This window comes from Janthinobacterium sp. SUN100 (assembly GCF_030397705.1).
In the GTDB taxonomy this organism is placed as follows: Bacteria; Pseudomonadota; Gammaproteobacteria; order Burkholderiales; family Burkholderiaceae_D; genus Janthinobacterium; species Janthinobacterium kumbetense.
Window position 1 is genome coordinate 407,961 of the sequence record NZ_JAPUBU010000004.1, and the last position, 15,554, is coordinate 423,514.

The 15,554-nt window shown below is 61.8% G+C and carries 17 protein-coding genes; 8 read left to right on the top strand and 9 right to left on the bottom strand.

Annotated features, from left to right (window positions below; translation table 11 throughout):
- Positions 1 to 2: 2 nt before the first annotated feature.
- The 3 genes from O0881_RS21915 to O0881_RS21925 all read right to left on the bottom strand — a co-directional run bounded on the left by O0881_RS21915 (position 3) and on the right by O0881_RS21925 (position 2,219).
- Positions 3 to 182, bottom strand: a complete 180-nt coding sequence (locus O0881_RS21915; RefSeq protein ID WP_034746290.1) for a hypothetical protein — start codon at positions 180 to 182, stop codon at positions 3 to 5.
- Positions 183 to 771: 589 nt separating this feature from the next.
- Positions 772 to 1,278, bottom strand: coding sequence for a GNAT family N-acetyltransferase (locus O0881_RS21920; RefSeq protein WP_289913048.1), 507 nt, complete (start codon positions 1,276 to 1,278; stop codon positions 772 to 774).
- Positions 1,275 to 2,219 carry an EamA family transporter gene (locus O0881_RS21925; RefSeq protein WP_289913050.1) on the bottom strand — a complete coding sequence of 315 codons (945 nt, stop codon included), beginning with the start codon at positions 2,217 to 2,219 and terminating at the stop codon, positions 1,275 to 1,277. Before O0881_RS21925 ends, O0881_RS21920 begins: the two co-directional genes overlap by 4 nt.
- A gap of 182 nt (positions 2,220 to 2,401) precedes the next feature.
- On the opposite strand from O0881_RS21925, the gene O0881_RS21930 reads away from it, so the two are divergent.
- Positions 2,402 to 2,533, top strand: a complete 132-nt coding sequence (locus tag O0881_RS21930; RefSeq protein ID WP_257218848.1) for a hypothetical protein — start codon at positions 2,402 to 2,404, stop codon at positions 2,531 to 2,533.
- Positions 2,534 to 2,555: 22 nt separating this feature from the next.
- Here O0881_RS21930 and O0881_RS21935 read toward each other — a convergent pair whose 3' ends face one another.
- Complete coding sequence (locus tag O0881_RS21935) at positions 2,556 to 3,005, bottom strand: glycine zipper 2TM domain-containing protein (protein ID WP_034780449.1); 450 nt, start codon at positions 3,003 to 3,005, stop codon at positions 2,556 to 2,558.
- A gap of 136 nt (positions 3,006 to 3,141) precedes the next feature.
- Positions 3,142 to 3,570 carry an Mpo1-like protein gene (locus O0881_RS21940; RefSeq protein ID WP_289913052.1) on the bottom strand — a complete coding sequence of 143 codons (429 nt, stop codon included), beginning with the start codon at positions 3,568 to 3,570 and terminating at the stop codon, positions 3,142 to 3,144.
- A gap of 95 nt (positions 3,571 to 3,665) precedes the next feature.
- On the opposite strand from O0881_RS21940, the gene O0881_RS21945 reads away from it, so the two are divergent.
- Positions 3,666 to 4,190 carry a DNA-deoxyinosine glycosylase gene (locus tag O0881_RS21945; RefSeq protein ID WP_289913054.1) on the top strand — a complete coding sequence of 175 codons (525 nt, stop codon included), beginning with the start codon at positions 3,666 to 3,668 and terminating at the stop codon, positions 4,188 to 4,190.
- A gap of 31 nt (positions 4,191 to 4,221) precedes the next feature.
- Here O0881_RS21945 and O0881_RS21950 read toward each other — a convergent pair whose 3' ends face one another.
- Positions 4,222 to 5,430, bottom strand: coding sequence for a hypothetical protein (locus O0881_RS21950; RefSeq protein WP_289913056.1), 1,209 nt, complete (start codon positions 5,428 to 5,430; stop codon positions 4,222 to 4,224).
- A 107-nt stretch (positions 5,431 to 5,537) separates the two neighbouring features.
- On the bottom strand, positions 5,538 to 6,401 hold the full coding sequence (locus tag O0881_RS21955; protein WP_289913057.1) for an HDOD domain-containing protein: 864 nt from the start codon (positions 6,399 to 6,401) through the stop codon (positions 5,538 to 5,540).
- Positions 6,402 to 6,694: 293 nt separating this feature from the next.
- Between O0881_RS21955 and O0881_RS21960 the strand changes: the two genes are divergently transcribed.
- A complete protein-coding gene (locus O0881_RS21960) occupies positions 6,695 to 7,273 on the top strand; it encodes a DNA-3-methyladenine glycosylase (protein WP_289913058.1) in 579 nt (192 codons plus the stop codon).
- Here O0881_RS21960 and O0881_RS21965 read toward each other — a convergent pair.
- Positions 7,270 to 8,976: a methyl-accepting chemotaxis protein gene (locus O0881_RS21965; protein ID WP_289913059.1), complete on the bottom strand. Its 1,707-nt coding sequence runs from the start codon at positions 8,974 to 8,976 to the stop codon at positions 7,270 to 7,272. The genes O0881_RS21960 and O0881_RS21965 overlap by 4 nt on opposite strands.
- 68 nt (positions 8,977 to 9,044) lie before the next feature.
- Complete coding sequence (locus O0881_RS21970) at positions 9,045 to 9,503, bottom strand: cache domain-containing protein (protein ID WP_099666427.1); 459 nt, start codon at positions 9,501 to 9,503, stop codon at positions 9,045 to 9,047.
- A 282-nt stretch (positions 9,504 to 9,785) separates the two neighbouring features.
- Between O0881_RS21970 and O0881_RS21975 the strand changes: the two genes are divergently transcribed.
- From O0881_RS21975 to O0881_RS21995, 5 genes are all read left to right on the top strand, one after another.
- Entirely contained in the window at positions 9,786 to 11,150 is a 1,365-nt protein-coding gene (locus tag O0881_RS21975; RefSeq protein WP_289913060.1) for a lysine 2,3-aminomutase, read from the top strand.
- A gap of 2 nt (positions 11,151 to 11,152) precedes the next feature.
- Positions 11,153 to 12,493, top strand: coding sequence for an MFS transporter (locus tag O0881_RS21980; protein ID WP_289913061.1), 1,341 nt, complete (start codon positions 11,153 to 11,155; stop codon positions 12,491 to 12,493).
- Positions 12,438 to 13,286, top strand: coding sequence for a fumarylacetoacetate hydrolase family protein (locus O0881_RS21985; protein ID WP_289913062.1), 849 nt, complete (start codon positions 12,438 to 12,440; stop codon positions 13,284 to 13,286). The genes O0881_RS21980 and O0881_RS21985 overlap by 56 nt, the downstream gene beginning before the upstream one ends.
- Positions 13,286 to 13,852, top strand: coding sequence for a carboxymuconolactone decarboxylase family protein (locus O0881_RS21990; protein WP_289900216.1), 567 nt, complete (start codon positions 13,286 to 13,288; stop codon positions 13,850 to 13,852). Before O0881_RS21985 ends, O0881_RS21990 begins: the two co-directional genes overlap by 1 nt.
- A 95-nt stretch (positions 13,853 to 13,947) precedes the next feature.
- The gene (locus O0881_RS21995; RefSeq protein ID WP_289913063.1) at positions 13,948 to 15,507 is read left to right on the top strand and encodes a S1C family serine protease; all 1,560 of its coding nucleotides are present in this window, start codon (positions 13,948 to 13,950) and stop codon (positions 15,505 to 15,507) included.
- Positions 15,508 to 15,554 lie beyond the last annotated feature (47 nt).

Consider the following 15,554-nt stretch of genomic DNA (forward strand, 5'->3'; position numbering starts at 1 on the left):
GGTTACAGCGAGTGCAGTTTGGAGCGCACCGAGACGACGGCCTGGTGCAGGATGCGTTCAGCCTGGAAGTCGTTCTCGCGCTGTTCGGCGATGGCTTGCAAGTCGCGCGTGTAGCGCTCCAGGCGGGAGCGCAGGTAGGCGCGGTAGATTTTCATGACGAGCGGTTTGGCAGAGACATTCATGATGTGGCTCCCAGGTGCGTAACGATGCGTTCATTTTGTGTGAGCGGAATGCCGCCACTTTGCGCCATATCAAATGCCATGACCCCGTCAAATTGGCGCGTTTGAGATTGCGCAATGCCCCCCAGACCGAAGATGCCACACTGAATCTTCCCTGCTCGCCCGGTCATCATCAGGCGCCGCGGGCTCTGATTCCCTCAAGCATACTCAAGGAGCGTCGCATGGTCATTTTTGCCGTGGTTGCTGGCTGCATCGCCTGTTTCACAGTGTACCAAATCTATAAGAATGCGCAGGGTGGCAGTGGGCTTACACAACAACATATCGGTTTGCACGGCACATTGATTGAACCACGGAAATAAACAGTGTCATCCGAGCGACACTCGGTGACACTTGGTTAGCGGATTTAAGTCAAATGTAAGGCCCGGTAAGCAAATGTAAAGGTCTGCGCGGCGGCAAGCGGCAGCGTTTATATTGATAACCGTTGATTGCATTCTCCCCCTCCCACTTGACAATGGGTTCACCCCGCGGTGCCGCTAGCCCGCGGGGATTTTTTTTGGAGTTTGCGTTTGCAGTTCCCGCGATGCAGTGCCAATCACAGTGGTTGCGGCGTACCGGCCGACAATTGCGTCAAGGCATCCCCAGCGACCCGGCAGATGCGCCAGTCCGGCATCACGTCCGCGCCCATGCCCTTGTAGAAATTGATCGCGTTTTCATTCCAGTCCAGCACCGACCATTCGAAGCGGCCGCAATCGCGTGCGACGGCCAGTTGCGCCAGCGCCACGAGCATCTGCTTGCCATAACCCTTGCCGCGCACCGATTGCTTCACATACAGGTCTTCCAGGTACAAGCCCTTGCGGCACAGAAAGGTGGAAAAATTATGGAAGAACAGGGCGAACGTCACCACCTCGCCATCTTCCTCGCCCACCAGCGCTTCGCACGCGGGATGGGCGCCGAACAGGCTGTCGTGCAGCATGGATTCCCTGGCGATCATCATGTGTTCGAGTTTTTCAAACACGGCCAGTTCATGGATCATGCCAAAGATGGCGGCCACGTCGGATGCGGTCGCGGGACGGATGGCGAGGGAGGAGGAGGTGCTCATGTTGCCTTTGCGGATGGAGTGGTGGAAATAGAGGAAACAGCAGCCGTCTTGCGCGCGCCCGACGTCAGGGCCCAGGCCACGCTGGACAGGCACAGCACCATGCCCACCCATTCGATGGCGGCGGGCCGGTAGTGTTCGAACTGCACCGACAGCAGCACGGAAATGACGGGGGTGACGACGCCGATATACACGGTCTTTTGCGTGCCGATGCGGGCGATTAAGGTGAAATACGCGCTGAAGGCGATGACCGAGCCGAAGATGGCCAGGTACAGCAATCCCATCCAGTAACTGGGGCGCGCGGGCAATTGCCAGGACTGGCCCGTGGCGACGGCCCAGGCGGCCACCATCAAGGTGCCCCACAGCATGGTCCAGGCCATGGTCAGCATCACGTTGCCGGAATGCTCGCGCACTTTCATGACGAGGGCGTTGCCCACCGTGCTGGACATGGTGGCCACCAGGGCCAGCATGAAGCCGAGCAGGAAATGACCATTGCCGCCGCCCAGGATATCTTGCAGTGCCGCACCGATGGATTGGTAAAACAGCAGCACGATGCCGCAGATGGCGACGAAGGCCGCGCAGCAGGTGCTCCAGGTGATGGGCGTGCCGAAGGCGATGCGGTTGAGCAATGGCGTCCAGAACACCATCAGCGCAAACAGCACGCTGACGAGGGCCGAGACGAGATATTGCTCGGAACTATACGTGCACACATAGCTGAGGGCGAACGAGGCCAGGCCCTGCAGCAGCATCCATTTCTGCGCGCGCCAGGGCAGGCGCAAGCGGTCGCCGCGCAAGGCGCACCAGGCAAACAGGGTGGCGGACGCGAGGCCGAAGCGGTAGACCACGGAAACGGCGGGGGCGACATCGCCTAACTGCAAGGTGATGGCCCAGAAGGTGGAGCCCCAGATCAGGCAGGCAATGATGAACAGGAGAGGAGAGGACATCGCGCAAGTATACGGGCATCGCGCGGGGATGGCGAGTCTTGGCCGGGCTTGCTCAAAGAGTGGTCAGGAGACAACGAGGCATTGAGCCAGCGCAGTGCTTCTGGAAAATGTTGAATTTATGAAAATATTTACTTTATTATCAAGTAAACATTTTCTGAATTGCATCTTTGAAGGGGACCGCCATGCCAGCCTCACTGCAGATCAAAGTATGGAGCGTGCTTGTATATGTCGTGGTGGCAACCTTGGTTGCCATCTGGCTGCATGAGGGCATGTCGCCCTCGGCCTTGCTGATGGCAGCCGGCGCATTCGGCTAAAGCGCATGCGCCGGCAAGCAGATCAGTGGGTGACGCGGGTCTTGCGGCCATCGGACAGCAGGCGCACGCGTTCGCCCGGACGGAACAGTTCGTCCGCGTCTTGCACGATGGCGCGCATGTCGCCATTGTCCAGGCGTACGGTGATTTCCAGGCCGGGTTTGTTGGAAGCGTTCGCTTCGATGCTTTTGCCCGCCATGCCGCCGGCGACGGCGCCCAGGATGCTGGCCGCGATGGCGCCCTTGCCGCCACCGACTGTCGAGCCGGCCACGCCGCCCAGCGCCGCGCCAGCCAGCACGCCCGTGCCCGTTTCACCCTTGTCGATGGTGACCTGGCGCACGGATTCAACCGTGCCCATGCGAACCGATTGTTCATTCTGCGCCTGGCGCGCGTTGTACACATTCGCCGAGTTCGGTTGTACGGCGCAGCCGGCCAGGGTGGCCAGCAATGCCACTGCAATAATTGGTGCTTTCATGTGGGACTCCCTTGGACAAAAGTTAGTTGCCGATTACATTGACCGACAGATGATGACTTATCATAAGGACACTTGCCTCATATAACTAGTTGCGAATAGTAAAAATCTGTTACGGCCCCGCGTGACCGCTTGCTGCTCAATACGCCAGCCGCAGACGCCGGTACAAAAATCCCAGCACGAACAGCGGTCCCACCAGCAAGAAGCGCAAGTCGTCCAGGAACGACGGTTTCTTGCCTTCGATCTGGTGGCCGATGAACTGGCCTATCCAGGCCAGCACGAACAGCGCCAGCGACACGGGCAGGACGGTCAGCGCCGGCATCAGCAGCAGCAGGCCCAGCATGGCGGACAGCATGGCCAGCATGCCTGCCGCAAACGGACGCGACAGCTTGTAGTAATAGTATAAAGCGAGAATACTGCCGAGCAGCGCCACGCTGGGATGCACGCTCCACAGCAGCCCCAGCAGGCTGAAGACGATCAGCGGCACGCACACGATGTGCACCCATTCATTGACGTGGTTGCGGTGGCTTTCGCCATACTGGGCCAGCAGGGTGTCGATGGTGCGCATGGGCGGTCTCTTGTGTCGGGATGGTTGTCCGGGAATTCTACACCGTCGCGTGGCCGGGTAAAATGGCCCTTCATTTCCCCTTCCGGACCGCTCATTTGAATAGCCCAGCCTTCTTGCCAGACCCTGCCGCCGACCCGCGCAAGCGCTGTTTCGATCCCGTCGTCGACGCCGATACACGCTTGCTGATACTGGGCAGCTTGCCCGGCGAAAAATCGCTGGCGCACAGCCAGTATTATGCGCATCCGCAAAACAAGTTCTGGCGGCTGCTGGGAGAGGTGCTGGGCGTGGACTTGACGAGCCAGCCCTATGACGCGCGCTTGAGCACCTTGCTGGCGCACGGCGTTGGCCTGTGGGATGTGGTGGCGCAGGCGCAGCGCACGGGCAGCCTGGACAGCAATATCCGCGCCCGCGACGATAACGACCTGGTGGCCCTGGCCGCCAGCCTGCCGCAATTGCACACGATCGCCTTCAACGGCGGCACGGCCGCCAAGCTGGGCATCAAGGTGCTGGGCGAGCACGCGCAGCGCTACCGCATTGTCAGCTTGCCGTCGAGCAGCCCCGCTTACACGCTCGCGTATGGCGCCAAGTTGCTGCAATGGAAAACATTGCAGCCGTTGTAATGCGGGGAGTCAGTTGATCAGGTTGCCGGCTTTAGGCCGGCGCGTACGGCTGCGCTTCCAGCGGCTGTCCCTTGGCGTCGAATTTCAGCGCCACTGACAAGCGGGTGACGCCGATGGTGGCCAGCGCGTCGCAGATGTCGTCGACTTCGTCCTGCAGGTCGGCGGCCAGGTCCAGCGGCTTGTCGGCGCTGTGCAGCAGTTGGCCGTCTGCCGTGCTGACGTTGACGCGCAGCAGCATTTCGCCGTGTTCATCGGCCGGGCCGACGACCACCGAGACGTCGCCCGCATCCACGTTGTTTTCCGCCAACGCATGGTTGATGCCAGACATCATCTGCAGCATCGCATACTCGCTCATGCCTTGTTCCTTGCCACCGTGGAACAGATCCTGGTAGAGGAAGCTTACTTCCAGGGTGTTGCCGGCCGGCGCCAGGCAGCGTTTCACCAGATCGCCCACTTCCGTCGTCCACTGCTGGTAGCGGGCCATGCGCGCGTCGAACCAGGCGTCGAGCGCCGCTTCATCCTTCGGTTCCGCATAGAACGGGTCGTCCACGCGCTTGAGGGCAAAGCCCAGCAGGAAGCGCAGTTCGACGGCCGTGTCCTGCGGACCGAAGGCCGTCTCGCTCCAGCCGACGATGCTGCTTTCCAGGCCCGGCGTGGCGACGATTTTCTTGTCCGTCATCGACGAGTACGCATCGCGCACCATTTCGTGCAGGTGGCTGTAGGTGATGCGGTCGATTTCATCGAGGTCGTAGGCGTGGCTCATCAGGACTACCTTGGCCTTGGCGCTTTCCAGCTCTGCCTGTTGGAAACTTTTCACCAGCGCTTCGAACGCGTCCTGGTCCTGGAAGCTGTCCGCTTCTTTCAGGCCGCCCGTGCTTTGCACCAGCAGGGGCACGACGAAGGCGTTGATTTCCATCGCCGGCGCGTTTTCGCGGCGGATCACGGAAATGGAGGCCGCTTCCTCGATATGGCTGCGCAGGTACTGGTAGGCGCCCACGTCCTCGTATTTCGCCCGCTCGATGGCGTCGTACAGGATTTCATCCTTCTTTTGATTCAAGGCCTTGCGGATCAGGCGGCCGAACTCGACGGCTTGCTCGGCCAGCACCGTGCCCTGCGATTCGCTGTCTTCCTGCTCCGCCAGGTTGAGGGCCATCGTGCACAGCATGCGCGTGACGGATTCATCCTTGTCTTCAGGCGTGTTGGCGGATTTACGGGGGACAGGGCGCTTATTTTTGGGCATGGCGATCAACAGGTTAAGAAAGACGGGTCAGGCAAACGGAAACAGGCGCCAGGGCTTGTGCCAGGCGCCGGGACGGATCATACAGGCGGACGCGGCCGCCTGATACCTCAATGGTCGGTATCGAACATCTCGTGCAATTCATCGAGCAGGTCGGCGGCTTCTTCCTGCGACAGGCCAAGATGCTGGCAAGCAAGTTCGCCGCCCTTGTCCCACTCCAGCGAGGTACTGTTGCCATGGTAGCGCTGAATGCCCTTTTCGGCCAGCAGCGACAGGGCGACGAGCGAGCGGATGGCGTCGTCCGTGGACGGGTCGGCCAGCACCGTGTAGTCGTGGTGGTGCAAAATCGCCCACGAGACATCGGAAGACAGGCCCCAGTTGCGCGCCAGCAAGCAGCCGATGGCCGCGTGGTTGGTCTGGTGGCGCGCGTCTTCCAGTGCTGTAAAACAATTGTGCGCATCGTTGGCGGCCGCCGCGTACGTGTTGACGTAGTCGGGAAAGCGGTTCATCAGCAGGGGCACGCCGATATCGCAGAACAGGCCGAAGGTGTGGGCGATGTCGGGCGGGGCGATGCGCAACTTGCGTGAAGTAAATACCAGGGCGCGCGCGCGCTTGGCCGATACATCCCAGAAATTGGTCAGTTCCACGCCTTCCGCTTCCAGCGCCTGGCGTGCCAGCAAGCCCGTCATCATGGCGCTGCACTGGTTGATGCCGAGGAAATTGATGCCTTGCTCGACGGACTTGGCCTTGCGCGCGGCGCCATAGAATGGCGAATTGGCCAATTTCAGCAGGGCGCCCGACATGCCGACGTCGTCGGCGATGATGCGCGCGATGCGGCGCGGCGACGGGTCCTGTTCCGCCAGTTCGCGCTGCAAGTCGACCAGCAGGCTGGGACGCGGCGGGATACGGATGGAACGCATCAAGGCGTCAACCGGATCTTCCTGCTCTATCTGCTTTTGCGCTGCCGCTCTCATTATCACGCTTTCATCATCATTTTTGTGCCCGGTGCTTATTCTGTCGCGCGCTGCCGCTGCCCGCTTCATGAGCGTCTGGCGCAGTGCCCGACGATTATCGCTGTTTATGCATAGCAATAGTTCATATCTGCAATATATTCTGGAAAAAATCCCCATTTTGGCCCGGTCCAGCCGTGATTTTCATCATTTTACGACCTTGCCCAGCCTGGTATCCATGATGAAAAAACCAAGTTTTATTTGTTTTCAAGGCGGGGCAAAGCGTGCGGCCGGATGCGCGGCAGTACAATTGCCTGATGAAAAAAATCCTTGCGGGTATCGATTTCGCGGACGATTCCAGCAGCGTGGCGCGCCAGCTGATCGGCGTGACCGTGCTGGTCGACGGCGTGGGCGGGCGCATCGTGGAAACGGAAGCGTATGACCGGCTGGACCCTGCCTCGCACACGTATGGGGGCATGACGCCGCGCAATGCGGCCATGTTCGGTCCGCCCGGGCACGCCTATGTCTACCGCTCGTACGGCATCCACTGGTGCCTGAACTTTGTGTGCCGCGAAGCGGGGCATGGCGCGGGCGTGCTGATCCGCGCGATCGAACCTGTGGAGGGACTCGATGCGATGCGCGAACGGCGCGGCGTCGAGGGGGAGCGGCTGCTGTGCTCGGGACCGGGCAAGGTGTGCCAGGCGCTGGGCGTGAGCCATCTGCACAACCGGCTGGCACTGGACGCGCCGCCGTTCCTGTTGCTGGCCCGCGAGAGTGATGTCACGGTGCAAACGGGGCCGCGCATCGGCATTTCCAAAGCGATGGACACGCCGTGGCGCTTCGTGCTGGCCGGCTCGCCCTATCTGAGTAAACCGCTGCGCGCGCCCGCCGTCTAGCTGCGCCGGCGCCGCGATGCATCGTTGGCGCCATGCCGGCCGGGCATGCCGCGCAGCGGGCTGTGCAATGCGCGCCGGTCCTTGCCTTCTCCGTTGGCGGGGCTGGCCGGATGCTGGAATGCTTCGTCTTCGGTGTGGCCAGCCGGTGAGGCGGGGCGCTCATCCAGGGTGAACACGGCCACGGCCGCCGACAATTTGACGGCCTGGTCCTGCAAACTGGCCGCCGCCGCTGCCGCCTGTTCCACCAGGGCTGCATTTTGCTGGGTGACGTCATCCATTTGCGTGACGGCCTGGTTCACTTCCGTGATGCCCGACGCCTGTTCCGCGCTGGCCTGTTTCACGCGCTGGATGATCTCATTGACTTGCTGCACCGAGGCCACGATGGCGCCCATGCTGTCGCCCGCTTGCTGCACGGCCACGCTGCCGCCATCGATGGTGGTGACGGACGTGGCGATCAGGGTCTTGATTTCCTTGGCGGCCTGCGCCGAGCGCTGCGCCAGGGTGCGCACTTCCGACGCCACCACGGCAAAGCCGCGGCCCTGTTCTCCCGCGCGCGCCGCTTCCACCGCCGCATTCAGCGCGAGGATATTGGTCTGGAAGGAAATGCCGTCGATCACGCCGATAATATCCACGATCTGGCGCGAATTGGCGCGTATCGTCGCCATCGTCGTCACGGCTTGCTGCATCGACACGCCCCCTTGCACGGCCAGGGTGGATGCTTGCCCCGCCAGCTCGCAGGCCAGCTGGGCGTTGTCGGCGTTGTCATTGACGGCTTGCGTCAGCGCTTCCATGGCGCTCGACGTTTCTTCCAGCGAACTGGCTTGCATTTCCGTGCGCGCCGACAGATCCAGGTTGCCGGTGGCAATTTCATGCGAGGCCGTGTCGATCGATTGCACGGCGCCCATGATGGTGCGCAAGGTCTGGTTCAGGTGGGCGATGGTCTGGTCCAGCACGCGCGAGGTGGCGGCGATTTCGTCATTGCCCTGCTTGGGCGCGCCGGCCATCAGCTTGCCCGCCGCCAAGTCTTGCACGGCGTCGGCAATCCCGCGGATTTCCACCAGCATGGCGCGCCGCACCAGCATGGTCACCACGATGGAGACGAGGATGGAGAGCAGGACGGTCAGCAGCAAGCTCCAGCACAGGGCGCGAAACTCGGCGCTGGCCGTCGCATGGGCCTGGCTGCTGAGTGTCGTTTCCAGCGCGGACAGTTGCGCCAGCTGCGTATTGAACTGGCCGAACTGCGTTTCCGCCTTGAGCATGGAATTGGTGGCGATCGACTGGTCCATCTGCGCCATTTCCATGGTTTCCAGCACGGCCTTGCGATAGCCGGCCAGTGCCGTGATGGCCGCATCGACCAGGGTGAGTTCGGCGCCCGTGGCCGTGGCGCGCAGCGAGGCCAGCTGGGTGCCGATGGCCGCGTGGCGCGCCTTGATCTGTTGCTCCAGTGTATCGAGACGGGCCTTGGCGAAGCTGCCATTCGTCCACGACAGCAACTGGTACATATTGCCGTGCACATGCTTGGCCTCCCCTAGTACGTCGGCGGCTGCTTTCAGGTGCGTGATGCGCACCCGCACCATGTTTTCCAGCGAGGCATTTTGCCGCACCATGCCATACCAGGCGCCGGTCGAGCTGAGTATCAGCAACAGCAAGACCAGGGTGGGTGCCAGCAATAATTTTGGCCCTATGCGTAATTGATTGAGCATGCTCGACTCCTGGCGATGGCCGTTCAAACCGCAGGCGGCGCGCGGTGTGCATGCGCGCCGCCCTTGCCCTATTTTTTGTAGATCCCCGCTTCCAGCACCACATCGTTGACGCGCAGGATGTAGGTGGTCTTCGGTTCGATCTTGCCGGTGGTGGGATTCTTGTATTGGTAATCGACCCAGCCCTTGCCCTGTTTTTGCGCCAGCTCAATGATTTCACGGCGATATTTCTTGCCATTCGCATCGGGCACATCCGTCAAATCCTTGCCCACGATGGAAGGATTGATGGGGTGGGCCAGCACGATGCCCGTCTTGATGTCGCGCATGTCCACATACAGCGAGCCCTGCACGAAGTCCGGGTCTTTCGCCGTGATTTTCTTCATCATTTCTTCCTTGCCATGCGCCTTCATGAAGGCGGCGCCCCGTTCGGCCATGGCGATGGCGTCTTTTTCCGTTGGTTCGACCGCGGCGCTGACGTTGCCACCGGCAAATGCCAGGCACAGCAGGCTACCCGTGAATAAGCGTTTCATGAAAGCTCCTTGTGATATCGAGGGATATGTTGCCAAGTCGTAATTTACGTCGCCGGCGCTTCCCGCAAATTGCGATGGCACAAACTAAGGTGTTGCTTGTCGGTAGCTTGCAACGTATCGACGGCTTGTTGATATGTAACAATTTGGTTCCGAGCGGCAAGAACTATGATGACTTTCACAGCATGCCAAGCTGGCAAGGCATGGCAGAGGAAGAGGCTGGAATTGGCCGGGATAGGGCTGGTTTCAAGGAAGTTATCGCTGTTTACTGGCAAGGAGCCGATCGTGTCCGCACCCATTACCGAGCCGTTTTCACCCAAGTTCAAGCCGTATACGCGGCACACCATACAACAGGCGCGGCAGTGGGAATGGCTGCCGGAAGAGCAGCGTGAAGCCGTGCAAGTGGTGTCGCACGTCTTGCCGTTTCGCACCAATGCCTATGTGCTCGATCAATTGATCGACTGGAACAACATCCCTGACGACCCCATCTATCGCCTCGTCTTTCCCCACCGCGACATGCTGCCGTCCGAGCAGTACGCGCACCTGCGCGAGCTGGTGCTGGTGCAACGGGACAAGGCCGCTATCGATGCCTATGTGCATGGCTTGCGCCTGGGCATGAATCCCCATCCGGCCGGGCAGATGACGCACAACGTGCCCCGGGTCAACGATGCGCCCGTGCGCGGCTTGCAGCATAAATATGCGCAAACGGTGCTGTTTTTCCCCAGTGCAGGACAGACGTGCCACGCGTATTGCACCTTCTGTTTCCGCTGGCCCCAGTTCGTCGGCATGGACGACATGAAGTTCGATGCGCACGAGTCGCATGAGCTGGTCGCCTACCTGAAACTGCATCCGGAAGTGACGGACGTGCTGATCACGGGCGGCGACCCGATGATCATGAATACGCGGCAACTGGCTGCCTACCTGGAGCCGCTGCTGGCGCCGGGCCTGGAACATATCCAGAACATCCGCATCGGCACCAAGGCGGTGGCGTATTGGCCGCAGCGCTTCGTCTCGGACCGCGATGCGGACGACTTGATGCGCCTGTTCGAGCGTATCGTCAAGGCGGGCAAGAACCTGGCCGTGATGGGCCATTACAGCCATGCCGTCGAGTTGCGCCAGGATATCGCCCAGCAAGCGGTGAAGCGCATCATTTCCACGGGCGCTACCTTGCGCATGCAGGGGCCGCTGATCCGCCACATCAACGAAGACCCCGCTAGCTGGGCCGAGCTGTGGCAGACGGGTACGCGCCTGGGGGCGATTCCGTATTACATGTTTGTCGAACGGGACACGGGCCCGCGCAGCTATTTCGAGTTGCCCCTGGCAAAGGCGCACGAGATTTTCCAGGCCGCCTACCAGATGGTGTCCGGCTTGTCGCGCACGGTGCGCGGGCCTTCCATGAGCGCGTTTCCCGGCAAGATCGTCATCGATGGCATCGTCACCATCCATGGCGAAAAACTATTTGCCCTGCAATTTTTACAGGCGCGCAACCCGGACTGGGTGCGCCGGCCGTTTTATGCCAAGTTCGATGCGGAAGCGACGTGGTTGGACGATTTGAAGCCGGCCTTTGGCCAGGACAAGTTTTTCTTTGAAACGGATGACCCGGTGCCGCAGGTGCCGCATAAAATCATCCGCCTGGCACAGGCCGCCTGAGCATGCACGGCCACGGCGCGCCTGCCCGTTCCGGCACGGCCGTGTTTTGCCTGGTGTTCCTGCCGTTCGCACTCGGGCACTACTTGTCGTGCCTGTTGCGCGGCGTGAATGCCGTGCTGACGGCCGAATTGCTGGGCGCCATCGCCCTGACGCCGACCCAGCTGGGCTTGCTGACCAGCGCCTTTTTTCTCGCCTTTGCGCTGGTGCAATTGCCGGTCGGCATGGCGCTCGACCGCTACGGCCCCCGCACGGTGCAACTGTGGCTGCTGGCGCTGGCGTCCCTGGGCGTGTGGCTGTTCAGCCGGGGCCACAGCTTTGCCGAACTGATGTGGGCGCGCGCCTTGATGGGGGCGGGCCTGGGCGGCTGTTTCATGGCCGCCGTGAAAGCGGTCTCGTGCGCCATCGCACCGGCTCGCCTGCCTTCCGTGCATGGCTACCTGATCGCTGTGGGCGGCCTGGGGGCGGCCACGGCCACCATGCCCGTCAAGCTGGCCCTGCACTACACGGATTGGCGCGGCGTGTTCCTGGGCCTGGCGCTGGCGGCGCTGGCCATCGGCTTGCTGATCCGCCTGCTGTCGCCGGCCCTGCCTGCGCCCGCCGCTGCGACGAACAAGGTCAGCGTCTGGAGCGTGTATCGCGACAGGGCCTTTCGCCGCACCATCGCGCTGATCCTGCTGCCGCACACGGTGTTCTTTGGCGTGCAGGGCTTGTGGGTGGGGCGCTGGCTGGCCGACGTGGGCGGCTTGTCCGACGACAATGTCGCGTATTTGTTGTACCTGGGCATGGCGGCCGTCATCTTCGGCGCCATCGGCATGGGCATGCTGACGGAGTGGGCGGTGCGGTGCGGTATTGCACCCATGCAAGTGGCGGGCGTGGGCATCGTCCTGTTTGTCGCCGTGCAAGTGGCGATGGCGTGCAATGTGGTGCCCAGCCTGCCTTTGCTGTCCGTGCTGTTTACCCTGCTGGGCACGGTGACGGGCCTCGAGTATGCGATCGTTGCGCAAAGCATGCCGGCCAGCTTGACGGGCAGGGCGGCCACCTGTTTGAACTTGCTCATTTTCACGGGTGCCTTCCTGGTGCAGGCGGGCTTTGGCTTGATCCTCGGCTGCTGGCCCCTGAACAGCCAGCAGCAGTATCCGCCGCAGGCGTACCAGGCGGCGTTTGGCGTGCTGGCGGCCTTGCAATTGCCGGGACTTGCGATGTTTTTCATTCACCGCTGCAGGCGTGCCGGGCCATCCGGTAAAATGGCAGCCTGCACAGCGGCAATGATCAACTCCAAGGAAGACTATGAAACTCGTTCGTTATGGACGTCCAGGCAAGGAAAAACCGGGCCTGATCGATGAAGAAGGCAAACTGCGCGACCTGTCCGGCGTGATTGCCGATATTGATGGCGCACAACTGTCCGACAAGGCCCTGCGCAAGCTGGCCAAGCTCGACGAAAAGACCTTGCCTTTGGTGCGCGGCAATCCACGCTTCGGCGTGCCGCTGGCGAAAGTCGGCAAGTTCATCGGCATCGGCCTGAATTACGCGGATCACGCGGCCGAATCCGGCATGCCGATTCCGGCCGAACCCATCGTCTTTATGAAGGCCATCACTTGCCTGAATGGCCCGGACGACAATGTCGTGCTGCCAAAAGGCTCGAAAAAGACGGATTGGGAAGTGGAGCTGGGCGTGATCATCGGCACGCGCGCGCAATACGTGAGCGAAGAGGACGCCCTGAAATACGTGGCCGGCTATTGCGTCGTCAACGACATTTCCGAGCGCTCGTTCCAGCTGGAACGGGGCGGCCAGTGGGACAAGGGCAAGGGTTGCGACACCTTCGGCCCCGTCGGCCCATGGCTGGTGACGCGCGATGAAGTCATCGACGAGCAGGATCTGGACCTGTACCTGGAAGTCAACGGCAAGCGCATGCAGACCGGCAATACGCAAACCATGATTTTTACTGTCGCGCAGATCGTCAGCTACCTGTCGCAATTCATGACCCTGGAACCGGGCGACGTCATCGCCACGGGCACGCCGCCGGGCGTGGGCCAGGGCCGCAAGCCGCAGCGTTTCCTCAAAAAAGGCGACAGCATGCGCCTGGGTATCGCCGGCCTCGGTGAACAGCAGCAGGACGTGGTTGCCTGGACTGCCTGATGGCCGGTAGCGATATCGACCGTTTGCCGCCGTTGCCGCTGGACCAGCTCGATGTCCAGCAGCGCGCGGCCGCGCAAGCCATCATCGACGGTCCGCGCGGGGCGCTGTACGGCCCCTTCGTGCCGCTGATCCGCAGCCCCGAGCTGATGGAAACGGCGCAGCGCATGGGCGAATACTTGCGCTACCGCAGCGCCATCGGCACGCGGCTGTCGGAACTGGCGATCCTGGTGACGGCGCGCCAGTGGGACCAGCAAGTCGAGTGGGCCATCCACGCGCCGCTGGCCGTGCAGAACGGCATTGCGCAAGCGGCCGTGGACGCCATTGCGGCGCGGCGCGCACCGCTGGCCCTGAAAGAAGACGAGCAAGCCGTGCACGACTTTTGCATCGAGTTGCAGCAGAACAAGCGCGTCAGCGATGCCACGTATGCGCGGGCGCTGGCGCTGTTCGGCGAGCACGGCGTGGTCGACTTGATGGGTATCAATGGCTACTACACCTTCCTGGCCATGGTGATGAATGGCGCGCAGACGGCGGTGCCGGCCTTGGGCGTGCCGCCCATGCCCGCCTGACGACAGGTGTTTTTTGGGCAAAGATGGACAAAGTGTAATGAAGTTGAAATTATTCAATATATAATTTTACTTCCCTGCCATTGCCAACAAGCTCAATGAAAACTCGTCCGTGCTTCACCCTGATGGGCCGCGCCTTCCTGGCGCTGGCCCTTTCTTTTTGCCCCTTGATGACGGTGCGCGCGCTTGCCGCCGAGACCGCTGCCACCGCCAGCCCCGGCGCTTCCGCCCTGGAAAATTCCGTCGTCAAGGTGTTTTCCACCCTGCGCGGGCCGGATCCCTATAAACCGTGGAGCAAGGCTGCGCCGCAAGAGGTGACGGGTTCCGGCGTCGTCATCGAAGGCCGCCGCATCCTCACCAATGCGCACGTAGTCGGCTATGCCAGCCAGGTGCAGATCCAGGCGAATGGCGCCGGCGACAAGATACCGGCGACCGTGCTGGCCATCTCGCGCGGCATGGACCTGGCCTTGCTGAAAATCGACGACGACAGTTTTTTTGCCAGCCATAAAGCGGTGCCGCGAGCCAATGTCTTGCCGGACGTGCGCGATGCCGTGCTGGCGTATGGCTATCCGACGGGCGGCACCTCGCTGTCGATCACCAAGGGCATCGTTTCGCGCATCGAATTCGTGCGCTACAACTTCCCCGTGTCCGGCCTGCGCATCCAGATCGATGCGGCCATCAATCCGGGCAATAGCGGCGGCCCCGTGATTGCCGGCGACAAGATGATCGGCCTGGCCTTTGCCGGCATGCTCAATGCGCAAAACATCGGCTACATCATCCCCAACGAGGAAATCGAACTGTTTCTGCGCGACCAGGACAGTGGCGCGCCCAAGGGCAAGCCGGCCATGCGCGACGTGACGCAAACGCTGGAAAATCCCGCGCTGCGCACGTATCTGAAGCTGGCCAAGGGTGTCGAAGGCGCCGTCGTGATGACGCCGGCCAGCAAGGATGCCGCCTATCCGCTCAAGGAGTGGGATGTCATCACGCATATCGGCGATTTCCCCATCGACAACCAGGGCATGGTCAAGCTGAATACCAACAGCCGCGTGCGCTTCCAGTACCGGGTACAGCAACTGGCGAAAGACGGCCAGCTGCCGTTGACGGTGGTGCGCCAGGGCGCGCCCCTGAAAATCAAGGTGCCCGTCTCGGCGGCGCACCCGATGCTCATCAGCGGCTTGCAGGGCAATTACCCATCCTATTTCATCTTCGGTCCGATGGTGTTTTCGCGCGCCAGCACGGAATTCATGGCGGCGCCGAATGGCAACCCGGCGATGTTGGGCGGCATGGCGTTTGCCGGCAATCCGCTGGCCACGCGGCGCGGCGATGCGCCCGACAGCGAACGCGAGGAACTGGTGGTGATCGCCGCGCCGTTCTTTCCGCACAAGCTGATGAATGGCTACAGTACCCGTTTCTTCTCGGTCGTCGATTCCGTCAATGGCGTGCGCGTGCGCAGCCTGGCGCACCTGGTGGCCTTGCTGCGCGACCAGACGGATGAATTACTGACGTTCCGCTTCCAGCAGCGCGATGCGGAAATGGTCGTCGTGCCCCGCAAGGACATGCTGGCAGCGACGGAATCGGTGCTGACGGACAATGGCATCCGCTCGGAAGCGTCGCCCGACATGCTGAAAATCTGGAATGAAAAAACGCCGGTAAACTGATCGTTCCCGGCGTTCCGCAAGACAACAGGCGCGGCGCAGACCGCGCC